Annotated in this window: 14 protein-coding genes, 1 tRNA gene and 1 pseudogene; 12 read left to right on the forward strand and 4 right to left on the reverse strand. The window is 42.4% G+C overall.

The features are described from left to right. Positions 1–108: 108 nt before the first annotated feature. Genes NF865_RS02690 through NF865_RS02710 form a run of 5 tightly spaced genes read left to right on the forward strand, consistent with a single transcriptional unit; the run spans position 109 to position 7,696 of the window. Entirely contained in the window at positions 109–1,509 is a 1,401-nt protein-coding gene (locus tag NF865_RS02690; protein ID WP_253305076.1) for a DUF515 domain-containing protein, read from the forward strand. Positions 1,510–1,514: 5 nt separating this feature from the next. Continuing rightward, entirely contained in the window at positions 1,515–2,414 is a 900-nt protein-coding gene (locus NF865_RS02695; protein ID WP_253305077.1) for a hypothetical protein, read from the forward strand. Then, positions 2,356–5,697: an ATPase, T2SS/T4P/T4SS family gene (locus NF865_RS02700; RefSeq protein WP_253305078.1), complete on the forward strand. Its 3,342-nt coding sequence runs from the start codon at positions 2,356–2,358 to the stop codon at positions 5,695–5,697. The genes NF865_RS02695 and NF865_RS02700 overlap by 59 nt, the downstream gene beginning before the upstream one ends. 11 nt (positions 5,698–5,708) lie before the next feature. After that, positions 5,709–6,770: a type II secretion system F family protein gene (locus NF865_RS02705; protein ID WP_253305079.1), complete on the forward strand. Its 1,062-nt coding sequence runs from the start codon at positions 5,709–5,711 to the stop codon at positions 6,768–6,770. A gap of 5 nt (positions 6,771–6,775) precedes the next feature. Next, positions 6,776–7,696, forward strand: a complete 921-nt coding sequence (locus NF865_RS02710; RefSeq protein ID WP_253305080.1) for a type II secretion system F family protein — start codon at positions 6,776–6,778, stop codon at positions 7,694–7,696. Here the strand turns inward: NF865_RS02710 and NF865_RS02715 are convergent. Continuing rightward, positions 7,682–8,164, reverse strand: a complete 483-nt coding sequence (locus NF865_RS02715) for an FKBP-type peptidyl-prolyl cis-trans isomerase (protein WP_253305081.1) — start codon at positions 8,162–8,164, stop codon at positions 7,682–7,684. The two genes, NF865_RS02710 and NF865_RS02715, sit on opposite strands and share 15 nt — an antisense overlap. A 129-nt stretch (positions 8,165–8,293) precedes the next feature. Between NF865_RS02715 and NF865_RS02720 the strand changes: the two genes are divergently transcribed. After that, positions 8,294–8,581 (forward strand): hypothetical protein, encoded by a 288-nt coding sequence (locus NF865_RS02720; protein WP_253305082.1) that lies wholly within the window; start codon positions 8,294–8,296, stop codon positions 8,579–8,581. On the opposite strand, the gene NF865_RS02725 is transcribed toward NF865_RS02720, so the two are convergent. Then, positions 8,582–9,076 carry a DUF2118 domain-containing protein gene (locus tag NF865_RS02725; protein WP_253305083.1) on the reverse strand — a complete coding sequence of 165 codons (495 nt, stop codon included), beginning with the start codon at positions 9,074–9,076 and terminating at the stop codon, positions 8,582–8,584. A 164-nt stretch (positions 9,077–9,240) separates the two neighbouring features. Here NF865_RS02725 and NF865_RS02730 point away from each other — a divergent pair, with 164 nt between their 5' ends. After that, on the forward strand, positions 9,241–9,396 hold the full coding sequence (locus NF865_RS02730; protein ID WP_253305084.1) for a hypothetical protein: 156 nt from the start codon (positions 9,241–9,243) through the stop codon (positions 9,394–9,396). Beyond that, positions 9,393–10,700, forward strand: a pseudogene (locus NF865_RS02735) (RNA-guided endonuclease InsQ/TnpB family protein). Before NF865_RS02730 ends, NF865_RS02735 begins: the two are co-directional and overlap by 4 nt. Positions 10,701–10,857: 157 nt before the next feature. On the opposite strand, the gene NF865_RS02740 reads toward NF865_RS02735, so the two are convergent. Next, entirely contained in the window at positions 10,858–11,682 is an 825-nt protein-coding gene (locus NF865_RS02740) for a carbohydrate kinase family protein (RefSeq protein ID WP_253305085.1), read from the reverse strand. A gap of 131 nt (positions 11,683–11,813) precedes the next feature. Between NF865_RS02740 and NF865_RS02745 the strand changes: the two genes are divergently transcribed. After that, positions 11,814–12,632 (forward strand): LAGLIDADG family homing endonuclease, encoded by an 819-nt coding sequence (locus NF865_RS02745; protein WP_253305086.1) that lies wholly within the window; start codon positions 11,814–11,816, stop codon positions 12,630–12,632. 43 nt (positions 12,633–12,675) lie between these two features. Here NF865_RS02745 and NF865_RS02750 read toward each other — a convergent pair. Continuing rightward, a tRNA-Met gene (locus tag NF865_RS02750) sits at positions 12,676–12,753 on the reverse strand. A gap of 224 nt (positions 12,754–12,977) precedes the next feature. On the opposite strand from NF865_RS02750, the gene NF865_RS02755 reads away from it, so the two are divergent. Genes NF865_RS02755 through NF865_RS02765 form a run of 3 tightly spaced genes read left to right on the forward strand, consistent with a single transcriptional unit; the run spans position 12,978 to position 15,804 of the window. Then, positions 12,978–14,138: an aconitase X catalytic domain-containing protein gene (locus NF865_RS02755; RefSeq protein ID WP_253305087.1), complete on the forward strand. Its 1,161-nt coding sequence runs from the start codon at positions 12,978–12,980 to the stop codon at positions 14,136–14,138. 9 nt (positions 14,139–14,147) lie between these two features. Beyond that, a complete protein-coding gene (locus tag NF865_RS02760; protein ID WP_253305088.1) occupies positions 14,148–14,540 on the forward strand; it encodes a DUF126 domain-containing protein in 393 nt (130 codons plus the stop codon). A gap of 43 nt (positions 14,541–14,583) precedes the next feature. After that, positions 14,584–15,804 (forward strand): site-2 protease family protein, encoded by a 1,221-nt coding sequence (locus NF865_RS02765; RefSeq protein WP_253305089.1) that lies wholly within the window; start codon positions 14,584–14,586, stop codon positions 15,802–15,804. The last annotated feature ends 25 nt before the right edge of the window (positions 15,805–15,829 follow it).

Here is a 15,829-nt window from a genome sequence, read left to right on the forward strand (position 1 = left end):
AATAAGGAATAAAGGCTAAAATATTTACTAGAACTCTTAGTTCGATGAAGGATAAAGTTAAATAATTATCTAATGCCGTGAGTTAAATGTTATCTGGTGGTGCTGACCGTGGCGGAAGATATTGAAGAAAAAATACGGCGCTTGAGGGAGTTGGGTAGGGTTTCTGTTGAAGAAAAAGAAGAGAAAGCCCCTGGCCCAGGGGTTCCGGGACCTTCCTCTCCCAGAAAGCCTTCTAGATTGGGAAAGCTTAGGGAAAGGGAGAGACGTAAGAGAATTATCATAGGTGCTTCGATTATAGCTGTTGTTCTCATCGCTGTTATTATAGGAGTATACACAACTTATCAAAATCGTGCTGCGAAACAGCTTCAAGAAGCCAAACTTGCAAAGGTTAAAGAAGTTAACAAGTATTTCACTGGTGAGCTTGAGAATGATCCCATGAAAGCCCAATTAATAAATCAGATTAACCAGGCAAAAAGCATAGAAGAGCTTGAAAAAATAGATGTTAAGGCAATAGCAGAGCAAAGAAAAGCCCAATTGGAACAAGAACGTCTTCAGAGGGAATTCCAACAGGCAAAGGAAACGAAATTGTTGGAGATAGAGCAATCTTTTGGGTTGCTCCTTTCTCAGCCTCTCCCCGCGGACATAAAAAGTGAGGCCGTTCAGATTTTGAACCAATTAAAAGAGAAAGTAAACTCCGCAAAGACGAAAGATGAAGTAGCTTTAATTGACCCCAATCCGTACCTTCTTGAGCTTTGGAGAAAATACTACTACTACCTCATAGATAACATACCAACGCAAAAGGTAATCCTCAAGAAAGGTACAGAAAAGAGTATATACACAAAGGCAGAAGCAAAGTATGTGCTTAGCAAAATTACAGACTTCACTGAACTTCTCCAGTACACAATAGAAAAAGCTGAAATGGTTCAAGTTGCATTAATTTTGCCAAGAGAGCAAGTTAATGGTGCTTTCCTCTCGTCAGGAGACAAGATAAAGATATTTGCTCAAATAAATTCAACGACAATTCAAAAGATAGCAGATGAAGGGTATGTGAACATGGTTCTTTTCCTATCAGACTCTGGTGTAATTTCAGTGTCAGAGTCCCAGCAGGAAACCAAAAAGATTGAGACTTCTTCAGAAACTTCTTATTCCGATCAACACTCTGAAGCCTATGCTCCTGGAGACCAGCCAATTTCTTATCAACAAAGTGTAGACGAAAGCCACTCCACAAGCCAATCAAGCTCGCAGACAATAAGCGCCTCCTATACTTACAATGTGGCATTAAACGAGATATTAAAGGCCATCGCAGCTAACAAGATTGCTGCAGCTGATGAAGTTAAGGAACAGCTTGCAAGGTATAAGTGGAAATTGTTCGACCTTGAGCAGAATATGGGATTATTGGCCACAGAGCCTAGTGCCAAGGTCTTAGTCATAGTCGAAGTCCCGGCGGAATTCGTTGAGGATATCTTGAAATACAAAGATGCCCTCTACATAACAAAGATTGTTGGGTGAGTGGAATGCTGAAAAGGACACTTCCACTCCTTTTTCTTGTTTTGTTAGTTTCAGGTTTTGTTAATGCACAAGAAAGTATTAGTGCATCCGCCACGGTCGATTTAAATGTTACCTTAGTGAATGCTGGTCCGTTTTACAAGTTCGTTTTAATAAACCCTAATTATGAATACACCTTGCTTAGAGAAGATAGTGAGATTAAAACTGTGAACAACCCTGGATTTTGGATTGCCCCGTATGAGACGCTCCAGGTAAATGTGAAGATTAATGAAACGTTATCAACAGGCACTATTAGTGGAGTAGAAGGTTCAAATCCGTTTTACAACCCTGTTTATCCTCAGCTGATTCTCTATCCGCAGAAGTATTATGCGGTTGACACGTTCTTTATTTCAGATGGCTACGTAAAAGTGGTTAAATACAGCGGAACAGTTAAAGTTACGATAAATAACCCATCTCCTGAAACTTCAAAATACATCGCTATAGGGCTACCAATACTCTTTGAAGGGGCTGAAGTAAGTGGTTTTACTCCAGAATACACCATGAAATATAGCGAATACGTTGGTACAATTCTTTCTCAATATGCTCAATACGTTAAGGAGTATACACCAAAGTACTTGGACAGAAGTTCTGAAAGTAGTACAAACACTCTCTCAGAGCTTTCTTCTAGAATAATTGTTTCCTCTGGGACTGATTTACTCTCAAGGAGCAAAGAAGGGCCGGAATTATTGGGTAGGGTATATAAAAAGCCCGAATTAAAATTTGATTATCCTGTTTGGATAGTGTTTTTAGGTGATAACCTTGAAATTACATATGATGTTAAGTGGGAAAACCTCATGAGGGTGAGCGAATTTGGAGGAGAAAAAGAAAAAACGTTTAGGTTTATCATGGATAGAAGAGATATTAAGTGAGAGAGCAGATCCCTTAGAGGATATAATAAAAGAAGGAAAAAGAGGGGAAGAAAGACCCACTACAATTGAAGAGGAGCCGTCCTCAATCCTACCAGAGATCAAGACTCCTTCAAGGCCTTTATCAGCTAAGAGTCCACCGGAAACTAGTCTAGAGGACATATTAAAGTCCGCGAAAAGTCCAGCAAAAGTTCCCACACCTATGTATCAAGGTGAAGAGGTAAAGGTTCTTGATGTATACGGAAATGTGAGGATCCTTAAAGTCAAAGGAGAGCCGATTCCAATTTATGAGATCCGTCTTCCACAATTAAGCGAGGAAGAAGAAAAACTCGTAAAAATAGTTAGGGATAGAGCAATTGCAGAAATACAGATAGATCCTGAAAGCATTCCTGATTTGGAAGAAAGGAGGAGGATCTTTGGAAGAGCCGTAAAAAACATAATGCGTGAACTTGCTCCTGCTCTTTCTGAGGCGAGAATGGAAATTCTCGTAAATTTGGTTGTTCAGAATATGATAGGTTATGGAAGACTTGACCCCCTTGTTAGGGACGACAATCTGGAAGAAGTTATGGTAATAGGGACGAGAAAACCGGTATATGTGTGGCATAGAAAGTTCTACATGTGCAAGACGAATATTGTTTTTGATGACGAAAGGGAAATACTGAACATAATTGAACGTATAGCGAGGCAGGTTGGAAGAAGAATTGACCAGCAAACTCCGCTCTTAGATGCTCGTTTGCCGGATGGTAGTAGAGTAAATGCAACTATTAGGCCAATTAGCTTAGATGGGCCCACGTTAACCATAAGAAAGTTCAAAAAAGACCCTCTCACGATAATTGATCTCCTGAAGTATGGCACTTTCAACTTGGAGGTAGCTTCTTTGCTCTGGGTTTTTGTTGACGGTCTCGGAGTTAAGCCTGCAAACGTCCTTGTTGCTGGAGGAACAGGTTCAGGTAAAACAACTACCCTTAATGCATTGGCAATGTTTATTCCTCCTAGCGAGCGTGTCATAAGTATTGAGGATACAGCAGAGCTTCAGCTGCCAATAGAGCATTGGGTAAGGTTGGAAACAAGGCCTCCAAACATAGAAGGAAGGGGAGAAATAACCATGGATGACCTCGTGAAAAACACTCTAAGAATGCGTCCGGATAGAATTATCGTTGGTGAGGTTAGAGGCCCTGAGGCAAGGACGATGTTTACGGCAATGAATACGGGACATAATGGGGCTCTCTATGATTTTTCTGTTATTCAGCTCTCTAACGGAAAATTTGTCCTTATAGGAGATTTGGTAGAGGAACTTTTCAAAAAATACTCGAATAGAGTTGAAACATATAAAGATCTTGAGTATATAGTGCTCGATGAAAAAGACCGTTTTGAGGTTGTCAGTGTAGGTCCAGACCTTAAGGCAGGTAAGCACGTAGTCTCGAGAGTATGGAGAAGAAAAGTTAGAGATGGAGAAAAGCTGATGCGTATAAGAACAAGGACGGGTAATGAGGTTATACTAACCAAGACTCATCCATTTTTTGTCTTTTCCCGGGGGGATGTGGTCAGGAAAGAGGCGGAAAAACTTGAAGTGGGAGATAGAGTTGCAGTGATGATGCGTCCACCTACTCCACCTCAGCGTAAGGCTATCGTGGATCCCAGCGTTTATGCAAAAATAAGTGACTACTATCTCGTCCCCAATGGTAAAGGCATGATAAAAGTTCCAAATGATGGCCTTCCGCCAGAAGAAGCCCAATATCTGGCATCTGTAAATTCACATCCTGTAAAGCTGGTCAAGGAAATTGATGGTAGTCTTGCATACATTGCCGGAGTGATTCTCGGCGATGGGTATATTTCTTCGAATGGATACCACATTTCAGCTACATTTGACGACGAGGAGTATATGGACGCCTTTGTGGATGCTGTATCGAATTTTATATTGAATTATGCCCCGCAGATAAGGAACAATGGAAAAAGCACTGTTGTAACAATTGGTTCAAAAATTTTCGCCGAAATGCTCTCGAGGATATTTGGAATACCTAAGGGCAGAAAGTCTGAAATATGGGATGTTCCGGATGTGGTCCTCTCAAACGATGACCTCATGAGATACTTTATAGCGGGATTATACGACGCTGACGGCTACGTTGATGAGAGTAGCCTAGCAATAATCCTGACTACAAAAAGCGAGAATGCAGCAAGAAAGATATGGTATGCTCTCCAGAGGCTGGGGATAATAAGCACAGTATCACGTGTAAAGAACAGGGGCTTCAAAGATGGAGAGATATTTAGGGTAATTATAAGCGGGATTGAAGATATGAATAAATTTGCCAGATTCATACCTCTGCACCACTCAAGAAAAAGGGCTAAACTTGAGGAAATATTAAGGACTAAGAAATCATACCGCGGAAGAAGGACGTATCGGGTTCCAATCTCAGGTGAGATGATAGCTCCTATCCGTCGGAGATTGGGATTAACGATTGTCGAGCTTTCAAAGCTGGCTTCACATTATGCCGGGGAGAAAGTATCCGAGAGCCTTATCAGGCATGTGGAAAAAGGAAGAGTCGGAGAAATAAGACGTTCTGCACTTAGAGGAATTGCCCTTGCCTTTCAGCAGGTTGCAGAGGATGTTGGGGACAAAGAAGCTTGGACAATGGCAAAAAGACTCCAGCTGATAGCCGAAGGGGATGTCTACTGGGATGAAGTTATAAGTGTTGAAGAAGTTGATCCAGAAGAATTGGGGATTAAGTACCTCTATGATCTCACCGTTGAGGATGACCACAATTATGTAGCCAATGGAATATTGGTGTCCAATTGTATGGGTACAATACACTCCAATTCTGCGAGAGAAACAATCGTAAGGCTTGAGAGTCCGCCAATGAACGTTCCAAGAATTATGATTCCTGCTCTTGATGTTATCATAATGCAGGTAAGGTTTAACAACAGAAAGAAAGGAACCATAAGAAGGATCACCGAGATAGCAGAAGTCTCGGGAATAGAAGGGGAAAGTGTTCAGCTGAACACCATTTACAAGTACAATCCAGCAAAGGACGAACTTTACCACACGGGAGTGCCAAGTAGGGTTATGAACCAGCTTGCCGAGCATACTGGTTTAACAATGGACGAACTCCTAGAGGAGAGAGTGAAAAGAGAAGTTGTTCTCCAGTGGATGGTAGAGAAGGGAATAAGAAGCATAGACGAGGTTGGCCACTACATTAGAGAATTTTACATTGATCCCGAAGAGCTGCTGAGGAAGATAGAAAGAGATGCCTCGGCTGAGCTAACTGAAAAAGCTAGAACAGTAATTTAGGTGGGGAAGAGTTGGGGATAAAAGAAAAAATACTCAAATTCCTTGAAAGGTTAGGTCAAAAAACTATAGAGGTTAGCGAGCGCCCTATTTCGAGAATTCCTAAAACTCTAACGCTTCAAGAAAGACTTGAGCTTCTGAAAAAACTCCAAGAGGAAGTTTCACAGGAGAGAGAAAAGAAGTATGAAAAAGAACTTGAGGAAATTATTGAATGGAGAAAAAGAGAACTGGAGGAATCTTTTACTCACAGATTCTCGGAGTTCATACTGAGGCATTTTAGGGGCCCAGTAGCGTCGTTTACACGGTCTCTAAAGGGACTTGACTATGACCTCGTAAGGGCGAATATTAGAATGAGTAAAGAGCAGTTCGTTGCATTAATGCTGGGTGTTTCTATTTTTGCCGCAATTTTTGCCTTTTTAATCGGCATTCTTCTTCTAATGCCTATCGATATCTCCCTGATGCTAGGATTACTGGGCTTTGTTGGCGGGTTCTTGTACATGAGAAACTATCCAAGAATAGTTTGGCGGAGAAGGGTTGTAGAAGTGGAAAAAGCCCTTCCGTACGTTTTAAGGCACTTGGCATCCCTCCTAAGCGCTGGTGTCGGTATAGCTGAGGCAATGGTTTCCGTTGCCAATGCCGACTATGGCCCCATATCCGAGGAATTCGAGCTCATGATAAGAGAAATGCATGGTGGAACATCTTTTGAAGACGCGCTAACGAGGTTTGAGGAAAGAATGGCATCCGAGAACGTTAGCAGAGTTGTAAAACAAATCCTTAGAGCTACAAAATTCGGCGGGAACTTAGCAGATATTCTTTACAAACTTGCAGAGGACTTTTCCTTCGAATACAGAATGAAGCTTGTTGAGTACATTCAAAAGGTAAATGGTGTGGCTTTTGTTTACATGTTTATAACCATAATAATGCCTACATTGTTCGTTGTGGCAATATTGGCAGCTTCACTTATGTCTAGAGCGTTGATAATGCCAGTTCAGGGGTTGGCTGTTATTCTGCTATTTGGCTTCCCTGCTATGTCAACACTTGTTGTGTTTATGATAAAACGTAGTGAGCCGAGGTGATTAAATTGGCCAAAATTAAATTTTTGCAGTCCCTTGCAAAACCTCTTGAAAAACTACTTCCCCAAAAATGGGTTAAGAGATATGAGCTCTTCTTGTATTCGGCGGGGATATCATTTTCAGCGCTTGAGTTTCTAGTGGTGTCTTTGCTACTGGCGGGAGTAGCTAGTGTGATAGCTTTCATCTTGTCCCCAGTTAAGATTTATGCTCTTCCGGTATTTCCGGGTCTGTTTTTGGGAATAGCATTTGTTTATCCCTATTACTTGGTGAGCAAGAAGACGGAGGATATGGAGAGAAACCTGCCCGATGCTTTCTTTTACATTGCGAGCTCTTTGAGAGCGGGAATTTCCTTCTCTGAAGCCCTAGAAGAGGCCTCAACTGCGAGGTTTGGGGCTTTGACGGAAGAATTCAAGAGAACAGTTCAGGAGATAAAGAAAGGCAGGTCAACAATGGAAGCCTTGAGGGCTTTCGCAATAAGAAATAAGAGGTCTCCAGTAATCTACCGTTCCACAATGATTATTTTGGAGGCATATGAGAGAGGAGCGCCAATGGCTGATGTCCTTGTGGCAGTTGCAAACGATGTCCGTGAGATACTTAGGATAAAAAAGGAGAGGAAAGCTTCAACTGGAATGCAGGCAATGTTTTTCATAATTGCCAGTGGATTCATAGGCCCCTTTATCTTAGGAGTTGTTTCTCAAATTATGGGAGGTATGAGCACTCCGGAAGTAGGACTTAACCTTCCCTTAGAAGCAATAAAAAATATTTCTCTTGCATTTGTTGCTGTACAAGCCATAGTTTCGGGGCTGGGAATTGGAATAATAAGAGAAGGAAAGTTCTCTGCAGGTTTCAAGTACAGCGCAATGCTCGTTATGCTTGGAGTTGTTATATTCCTCGTGGCCACTAGAGTTCAGATATCAAGCTTTATGTGATTCTGATTCTGCTTTTTCTATATCCACTACTTCCACTTCAAATATCAGTGTCTTGCCCGCAAGTGGGTGGTTGAAGTCCAAAGTGACGTTTTCTTCGTTTACTGCAGATATTCTTGCTATTCCACTATCAGTCATTATGTATGCTCCCTCTACGGGCTCTATGCCTGCCTTCTCAAACTCACTTGCCGGAACGTCAATTATCAAATCTTCCCTCGGCATTCCGTATCCTTTTTCGGGGGGAATCGTTATGGTTTTCTTTTCCCCGATTTCCATTCCCAAGAGGGCTTCATCTATTCCCGGGATGAGCTCACCGACACCAACATTTGCTCCGAGGGGTCCGTATGTTCTGTCTTCCACGTAAATGCCTGCTTCCTTAGCGACGTCTTCATAAGTTGTATCGAATATTTCCCCATTTTCGGACTTTCCAATGTAGTTAAAAACCACAAAATCTCCTTTTTCAACTTTCATTCCTTTCACCAACTAAATTTCTTCAAGCTTAACTCTCCTGTGGACTTTAAAACATTTTTGGTCAGCGTTATACAATTTTGTGATAAAGTATATATACCTCTTTGACCAACAATAGACAGGTGATTTCGTATGGGAGAGTTTGCGGAGATGCTTAGAAGAGAATTTAGCGGGTTGGAAGCGAGGGAGATATACTCAACAAAGCTGGGCGATAGGAGTGTTGAAATACTTGAAGTTGATGCAAAGGGATCGAGGTTTCTTGTAATGTTCCAAGACGAGCCTAAAAAACGTGATCTCCACAGATGGTCATTGATAATAACAAGCGCAAACAATACCAGAACTATCCAAGGAATGGATAAGTTGGACACTTTGAAAATGAGAATTAAAGAAAACGTAAGAGCAATAATAGAAGGACTTTAGCTACTCCTCCGGGAGGATATAATAGATGTAGTGAGGCCTGTTAGTGAACTCATCTATGTAGACAACCACTCCGTTCTTTGGGGGCTTTAGATAGTGTACTTCTCCTTTTCTAGTTGTTATCGCAGCAAAAGCGTCGCTTGTTCTAACCCTATTCCCAACACCTGCTATTATTGTGGATACAAAACCCTCTACTGGGAGTAGCATAAGTTCGTCTCCTTTGTAGAGTCTTATTTCGGTTCTTCTGTCTGGGAGAATTATTCTCGCATCACATAGCATCTTATGCTCATATTTGTCAACATAAAAGTGAAACCTGTCGTAAACCTCTTTTCTTAGAAACTTTGCTTTTTTAACATCTATGAATTCCGGAAATTTTTGTCCCTTCTTCACTCTAACCTCAATGTTATCTTGGATTATTATGCAGTCCACTTTTGCCCGCTCTCCCTCAAAGCATTCTTCAAAGTCTGCCTCAACGAATAATTGTGGAAGTTTTTCCATACTCTCACCCACCTTTTCCCAAGTTGTAATGCTTTTTAAACCTATTCTTTTGAAAGCCTCGCCCTTTAGGGAGGGGATGCAGTAATTCTAAAACAAGCCCCCCATCATGAAAGCGAAAAATATTTAAACCATTAACACCATAATACACCATAGGGTGGTTAATAGTGAAAAGGCTCGACGTATACATCCCCGACGAGCTAGACAAAAAGTTTAGAGAAATCGTTAGGAGAAAGTACGGGAACAGAAGGGGCGCCTTGAGTATAGCCGTGGAACAAGCAATCAGAGACTGGATTAAAAAAGTCGAGGAAGAGGAAGAATGAAGAGGAGCGTAACAGTAAAACTCCAAGCCTCAAAAGAACAAGAGAAAATCCTATTCGAGTTAGCTGATACTGGGGCCAAAGTCTGGAATGAGGTGAATTACCTCCGCAGACAACAATTTTTCAATCACGAACCCGTGGACTTTAACAAGACCGAGAAAATTGTTTATGAGAAATACAAGCGGGAAATCGGTTCTGCGACAGTTCAACAATTAGCCAGAAAAAACGCTGAAGCGTGAAGGGGCTTCTTCACCCTCATAAAGAAGAAAAAGAAAGGTGAACTTCCCAAGTGGCTGAAGCCAAAACCTCCGGACTATCAAAAACAAGGTGGAAAGAGAAAACCATTAATAGTCTTGAGGAATGACCAGTACAGGATTGAGAGGAACAAGCTAATTCTAAAAGGCCTTGGCAAATTTAAAAAGCTAGAAGTCCAGTTTAAAGGCAGAATCCACTTGAAGGGAAAGCAGGGGCGCTTGGAAATTATCTACGATGATGTTAAACGCAAGTGGTACGCCCACATTAGTTATACTGTTGGGGAAAAGCTGGAGAATAATTCTTGGGTTAAAGTTCCGAGAAAACCAAAGGGAAGTCTTTCCGCAGGGATAGACCTAGGGGTAAACAACTTGATGGCTGTTTATGTTGAAAATGGTGAAAGCTTCCTTGTAAATGGTAGGCCGTTGAAGAGCATTGCCTTTTACTGGCAAAAGCGGATTGCCGATTACCAGTCAAAACTCAACAAGTCTGGCTGTAAAAAGAGTAGAAGGCTCAAGAGGATGCACGAGAAGGCAAAACTTCAAGCGAGACATTACATTAACACTGCTGTGAGGCAGACTATTGAAAGGCTCTACCAATTAGGCGTTAGCAAAATTGTAGTTGGCTATCCCAAAGAAATTGCAAGAAACTCTAACAAGGGTAAAAAGCAGAATTTCCTCCTCTCTCATGTCTGGCGTTTCAATACAGTAATTCAACGTCTAAAAGAAGTCTCGGAAGAGTACGGTATTCAGGTTGTACTTGTTGACGAGGCTTTCACTTTGAAGACTTGCCCCGTTTGCGGGAAGCCCCATAAAGGGGCGAGGTTTGTTCATGGGTTGTACAAGTGTCCCACAGAGGGGCTTGTGTTTAATGCTGACCTCGTTGGAGCGTTTAATATTTTGAAGAAGGTTGTAAAAACTATAACCCCGAGCCTCTCGGCTTTGTCGGGAGGTAGGGGTAATCGGGGGAAGACCCTCCCAGAGGGACTGAGAAGCCCGTTTAAAATGGGCTTGAATGAAGCCCCTCGAACCTTCTTGCCCGTGGCGAGGGGTTAATTCGTTGGAACCCTCGTCCTTTAGGGCGGGGAGGAGGTCAGATAGTTCCATACGAATACATAAGCTTGTGGGAAATATACTCGGTAATGTCTCTATTAACAAGTTTGGTAATAAGCTTTAGGGCTAAAAAGAAACTAAATCGAGGTATTTTGAGTGATTAGATGCTCCAGCTTCCTTTTTTCTTCAACACTTCTCTTGCCCTCAGCAATCCCTGCGCTATGCATTCTTCGAGACCTTTTCCTTTAGCGTAATAGGCAAGAAAGCCGCCAGCGAAGGCATCTCCGGCTCCGGTTGGATCAACGATTTTTTCTATTGGAAGTGCCTTGAACTTTTTGAAACTGCTTCCATCGTATAGCAAGACTCCCTTTTCTCCCCTGGTTATCACGACGATCTTAGCCCCCCATTCGTGAAGCTTTTCGGCTGCCTTTTTGATGTCATTTTCTCCCGTTATTGTCATCGCTTCCCTTTCATTTGGAAAGACTATCTCGGCCTTTGAGACTATTTCCTTCATGAGGTCTCTTTTCGTCTTGTAATCCTCCATATATGTTGGATTGAAGTCTACGCTAATTTTCTTCCCTCCTAACCTTTTCATTGCTTTTAGTTGCTCTTCTGGAGGTATTGGAGAGATGTGAAATATTTTTGAGTTTAAGTACTCTGTCGGAATTGGTGTTTCTCCCATCCTTTCTGCCACTCCCATCTCTACGGGTGCATCCACGCTCCCGTCTTCGTGGTAAATCATATAGATGTGCATTGTTTTTCCTTCGAGAATTTGGACTCCCCTAATGTCAAGAATTTTCTTGAGGCTTTCTAACCATTCCTTGGGAAAGTCTTTTCCTACTTTCGTTACCAAGCCGACTTTTGCCCCGCTCAAAGCTGCAGAAGTCGCTACGGCAGCCGCTGCTCCTCCCGGGAGGATTATCTCGCGTTTATTGGGAAAGATTATGTGGTCAATCGCAACATGCCCCAAAACTACCAGATCCATGACAAAGCCCTCTTTGGGCTAATTGGATATGGTTTATTAAAGTTGCTTCATGAGCGCCCTGATGTCTAATTACAAATAGTTGTATAGAAATTACAACAAAACTTTAAAAATGATATGCCCTACTATTATCCATGCGGACTATTAGAGAGCTTAACCAAGAAGAGCTTCAAGATCTTGTAGAGTGCGTTAAAGATTTGAGAAAAAGAGGATTAAGCTATTCTAAAATAGCAAAGAGAATTCTGGAAGAGAAAGGAATAAAGGTGTCAAAAGCAACGGTCTTAAGATGGTGTAAAGCTCAGCATAATCCTTTTAATAAGATTAAGCCCGTTAACCTAGAGCCCTCCCCTTCTTTAGCTTATGTCATAGGCGTTTATTTTGGAGATGCTGGCATAGGTGTTCACGGAAACTACAAATACAGACTTAGATTAAAGGTTGTTGACAAGGAATTTGCAGAGGCATTTGCTAGAGCTCTTAGGGAAATTGGTGCTAATCCTATGATTTATGAAGAAAGTGATGGCAGAAGGAAGAGATTTGTAACCGAAGCTACTAGCAAAGGGTTGTACCAACTGTTAAAACGTTCCAAAGAGGTTCTATTTGAAATTGCCAGAAATCACCCGACTGCATTTTTGAAGGGTTTCTTTGACAGTGAAGGAACGTTTAACTTCGATAGTAAGCGGCGCTATGGGTATCTTAGCGCTTCAAATTATGATATGGGGGTTTTGGAATTTTGTAGGGAACTTCTAAAAGATTTGGGCATAGAGAGTCGCATCACGCTAACAAAAAAGAAAGGGACAAAGGTAAAAATCTGGGGAAAGGAATACGAGTATTCCTCAGACCTTTATGAGATACGTATTTACAGGAAAGAGAACATTCTAAAGTTCTATCAGCTGATAGGGTTCACTATACTTAGAAAGCAGCAACTTTTGAAAGAATACTTGGAGCTACCATAGAATTTTAATGTCCAACTATATACACCAATGCACAAAAATGAACTGGTAGCGGGGGGAGGATTTGAACCTCCGACCTCCGGGTTATGAGCCCGGCGGGCACTCCTAGCTGCCCCACCCCGCTGCTCGGCCCATTATCTACTAATAAAAAGTCGGTTTATAAAGTTTACGGTTCCTTTTTGAAGCAGTCCCTACTCGATTATAATATTTAACACTCCATAAGGGGCTTTTTTGATATTTGAGTATCCTTGGGGTTTCTAAAATGACGACTCCTAACGATTGAGGATTTTTAATGAAACGTTGAAAAACCCTTTAAACTTAGTACTTCAATTTTATTCTGGTGGTAAGATGTACCTTACAAAAGAAGAAGAGTTAATACTTACCGGTGAATACGGCTACGCATTGCAAAAGGCAATGGAAATTCTCGTTGCCCTTGGAGAGATCTACGAGGCTGACAGGCTTATCCCTATAAAAAGTGCCCAAATTGCGGGAGTTTCGTATAAGAACATTGGCGATGCGGGAATAGAGTTTCTGAAGGACTTTGTTAATTCCGGGGCTAAGGTAAGTGTCTATACAACTCTCAACCCAGCTGGTATAGGGGATGAGCTTTTCATGGAAAAGCAGAGGGGGATTCTTGAGCTCTATAGAGCCATGGGAGTAGAGATTACTTCCACGTGTACTCCCTATTATGGTGCAAACCTTCCAAAGTTCGGTGATCATGTAGCGTGGAGCGAAAGCTCGGCCGTAATTTTTGCGAACTCCATACTTGGAGCTAGAACAAACCGTGAGGGCGGACCCTCCAGCTTGGCAGCGGCGATAGTTGGTAAAACTCCCAACTACGGCCTTCATCTTGAAGAAAACAGAAAGGCGACAGTAGTTGTTGAAGTGGAGGCAGAGCTTAAGGATTTTGCAGACTACAGCTTTTTAGGTTATTACCTCGGAAAAAATCTGAAGAACGATGTGCCCTACTTTAAAAACCTTAAACCTGAGAAGACAGACTACCTCAAAGAACTCGGTGCTTCCATGGCGGCAACGGGATCAATAGCCCTCTATCACGTGGAGGGCGAGACCCCAGAGTATAGGTACGCCATAGAGGACAAGCTTGAGAAAGTTCAGGTCGATAAAAAAGAACTTGAAGAGGTTAAGGAGAAGTTCAACGCAGAGTGGAGGGAGATAGACGCGATAGTCCTAGGCTGTCCTCACGCTTCGATTCAAGAGGTAAAAGAGGTTGCCGAGCTGTTAAAGATGAGGGAGAAGCCTCTGAAAATACCGCTTTTAATAACTGCAAGCAAAGCTGTAAAGGCTCTCTCTGATGCCTTGGGCTACACTGATGTCATAGAGCGCTATAATGGAAGAATAATAGCCGACAGCTGTTTAATAGTCTCTCCAGTTGAGAAATGGTACAAAGGAATAGCCACTAACAGCGGAAAGGCAAGCTTCTACTTCTCCTCAGCCGGACTGAAGGTGAGGCTTGAGAATACCGAAAAGCTTATTCTCGAAGCCCCGTGAGGTGGTAAGATGAAACTCAAAGGAAGGAAAATCACGAGAGGAAAAGCAAAAGGCGTCGCATTAGTTTCCAGAAAGCCTCTCTCCTTTTTAGGTGGTGTCGACCCTGAAACTGGGATAGTAAAGGACATTGAAAGCGATATTCGGGGAGAGAGCATAAAGGATAAAATCCTCGTATTTCCAAGGGGTAAGGGATCGACGGTTGGTTCTTACGTCCTATATCAGCTTAAAAAGAACGGTGTTGCTCCAAAAGCCATAATAGTTGAAGAAGCCGAGACCATTGTTGTTACGGGTGCAATCATAGCGGAAATTCCAATGGTGGACAAAGTGGACATAAGCAAGATTAAGAGCGGCCAGATCGTTGAAGTTGATGCGGACAAAGGGGAAGTTCACGTAGAAGAATAGTTTTTAAAGCTTCTCCTCCTAAGTCTTTTTAGTGGTGGGAAAAATGGCAAAGGGTATTTACGAGTGCATTAGCTGTGGCCATAGGGAAGTTAGAGACTCTAACGTCGCCTTAATGGAAAACTCATGTCCAAAGTGCGGCTCTGACATGGTCCTTGTTGGCTTTGAGATTGAACCCGTTGAGGAAACTCATGACGAGGAGCTCATGAAGAAGCTCAGCGAGTTTTACTCCTTAGGAGAGATGCAGGTTAAGGGAGGTGTCATGGCTTTTGAAGTTCTGGAGATAAAGGAAACTAACTTTGAGAGGGTTCTTAAGGAACTTGAAGAGCTCGGCTACTGGGCGGCTTTAAAGAAGAGGGAAGGGAAAATAGTTCTTTTCGTCTTTCCGGCGCAGCCAGTTAAAGAGGAAAACCCCCTCATAGGTATAGGGCTTTTCATAGCCACTGTTTTGAGCACCCTTTTTGCGGGCTACTGGCTTTCAAGCTCTTATATAGCGTTTCTCGACCAGTATAATCTTCCGGGAATAAGGAACATATATCTCAATGCTTTAGCGTTTTCAATAAGTGTTCTCGCGATTTTGGGCACTCACGAGATGGGGCACAAAATAGCGGCTACTCTTCACGGAGTAAAGTCGACTTTTCCGTACTTCATACCCTTTCCAAACATCTTGGGAACTCTTGGTGCTGTAATAAGGGTTAAATCTCCCATACCAACGAGGAACGCTGCCATAGATCTCGGCTCGAGCGGTCCCATTGCTGGATTTATCGTTGCCATTCCAGTGTTGTTTATAGGGCTAAGGCTTTCTCCGACCCTGCCAGTTTCTGCAGCTCAGATGGAAGGCGGAATAGCCTTTGGCCAGAGTCTAATAATGCATATCCTTGAACAGTACGTCTTTAAAATTCCCGAAAACCATGTGATTTACCTCCATCCTGTGGCAATAGCCGGTTGGGTGGGAATACTGGTGACTTTCCTAAACCTTATTCCCGCAGCGCAGCTCGACGGCGGGCATATAGCGAGAGCCTTCCTCGGAGAAAAGCTTCACTCCATTTTAACTTTTGTGCTGGGCTTGGCTATGATAGGCTTGAGCGTTCTCTGGTCAGGGTGGCTCATTTGGGGGTTCATAATTCTGCTTATGGGAAGAATAGGCAACCCCGGTGCGCTGGATGAGGTAAGTCCAATATCTCCAAAAAGAGTTGCTTTAACTTTAATTGTGCTTGTGATATTTGTTTTGTCAGCAACGCCTGTGCCTATAAGCGTTGTTGAGTGATTTTGTTTTTTCTTTTTCTTTTTAG

It is taken from the genome of Thermococcus aggregans (genome assembly GCF_024022995.1).
Lineage (GTDB): Archaea > Methanobacteriota_B > Thermococci > Thermococcales > Thermococcaceae > Thermococcus_A > Thermococcus_A aggregans.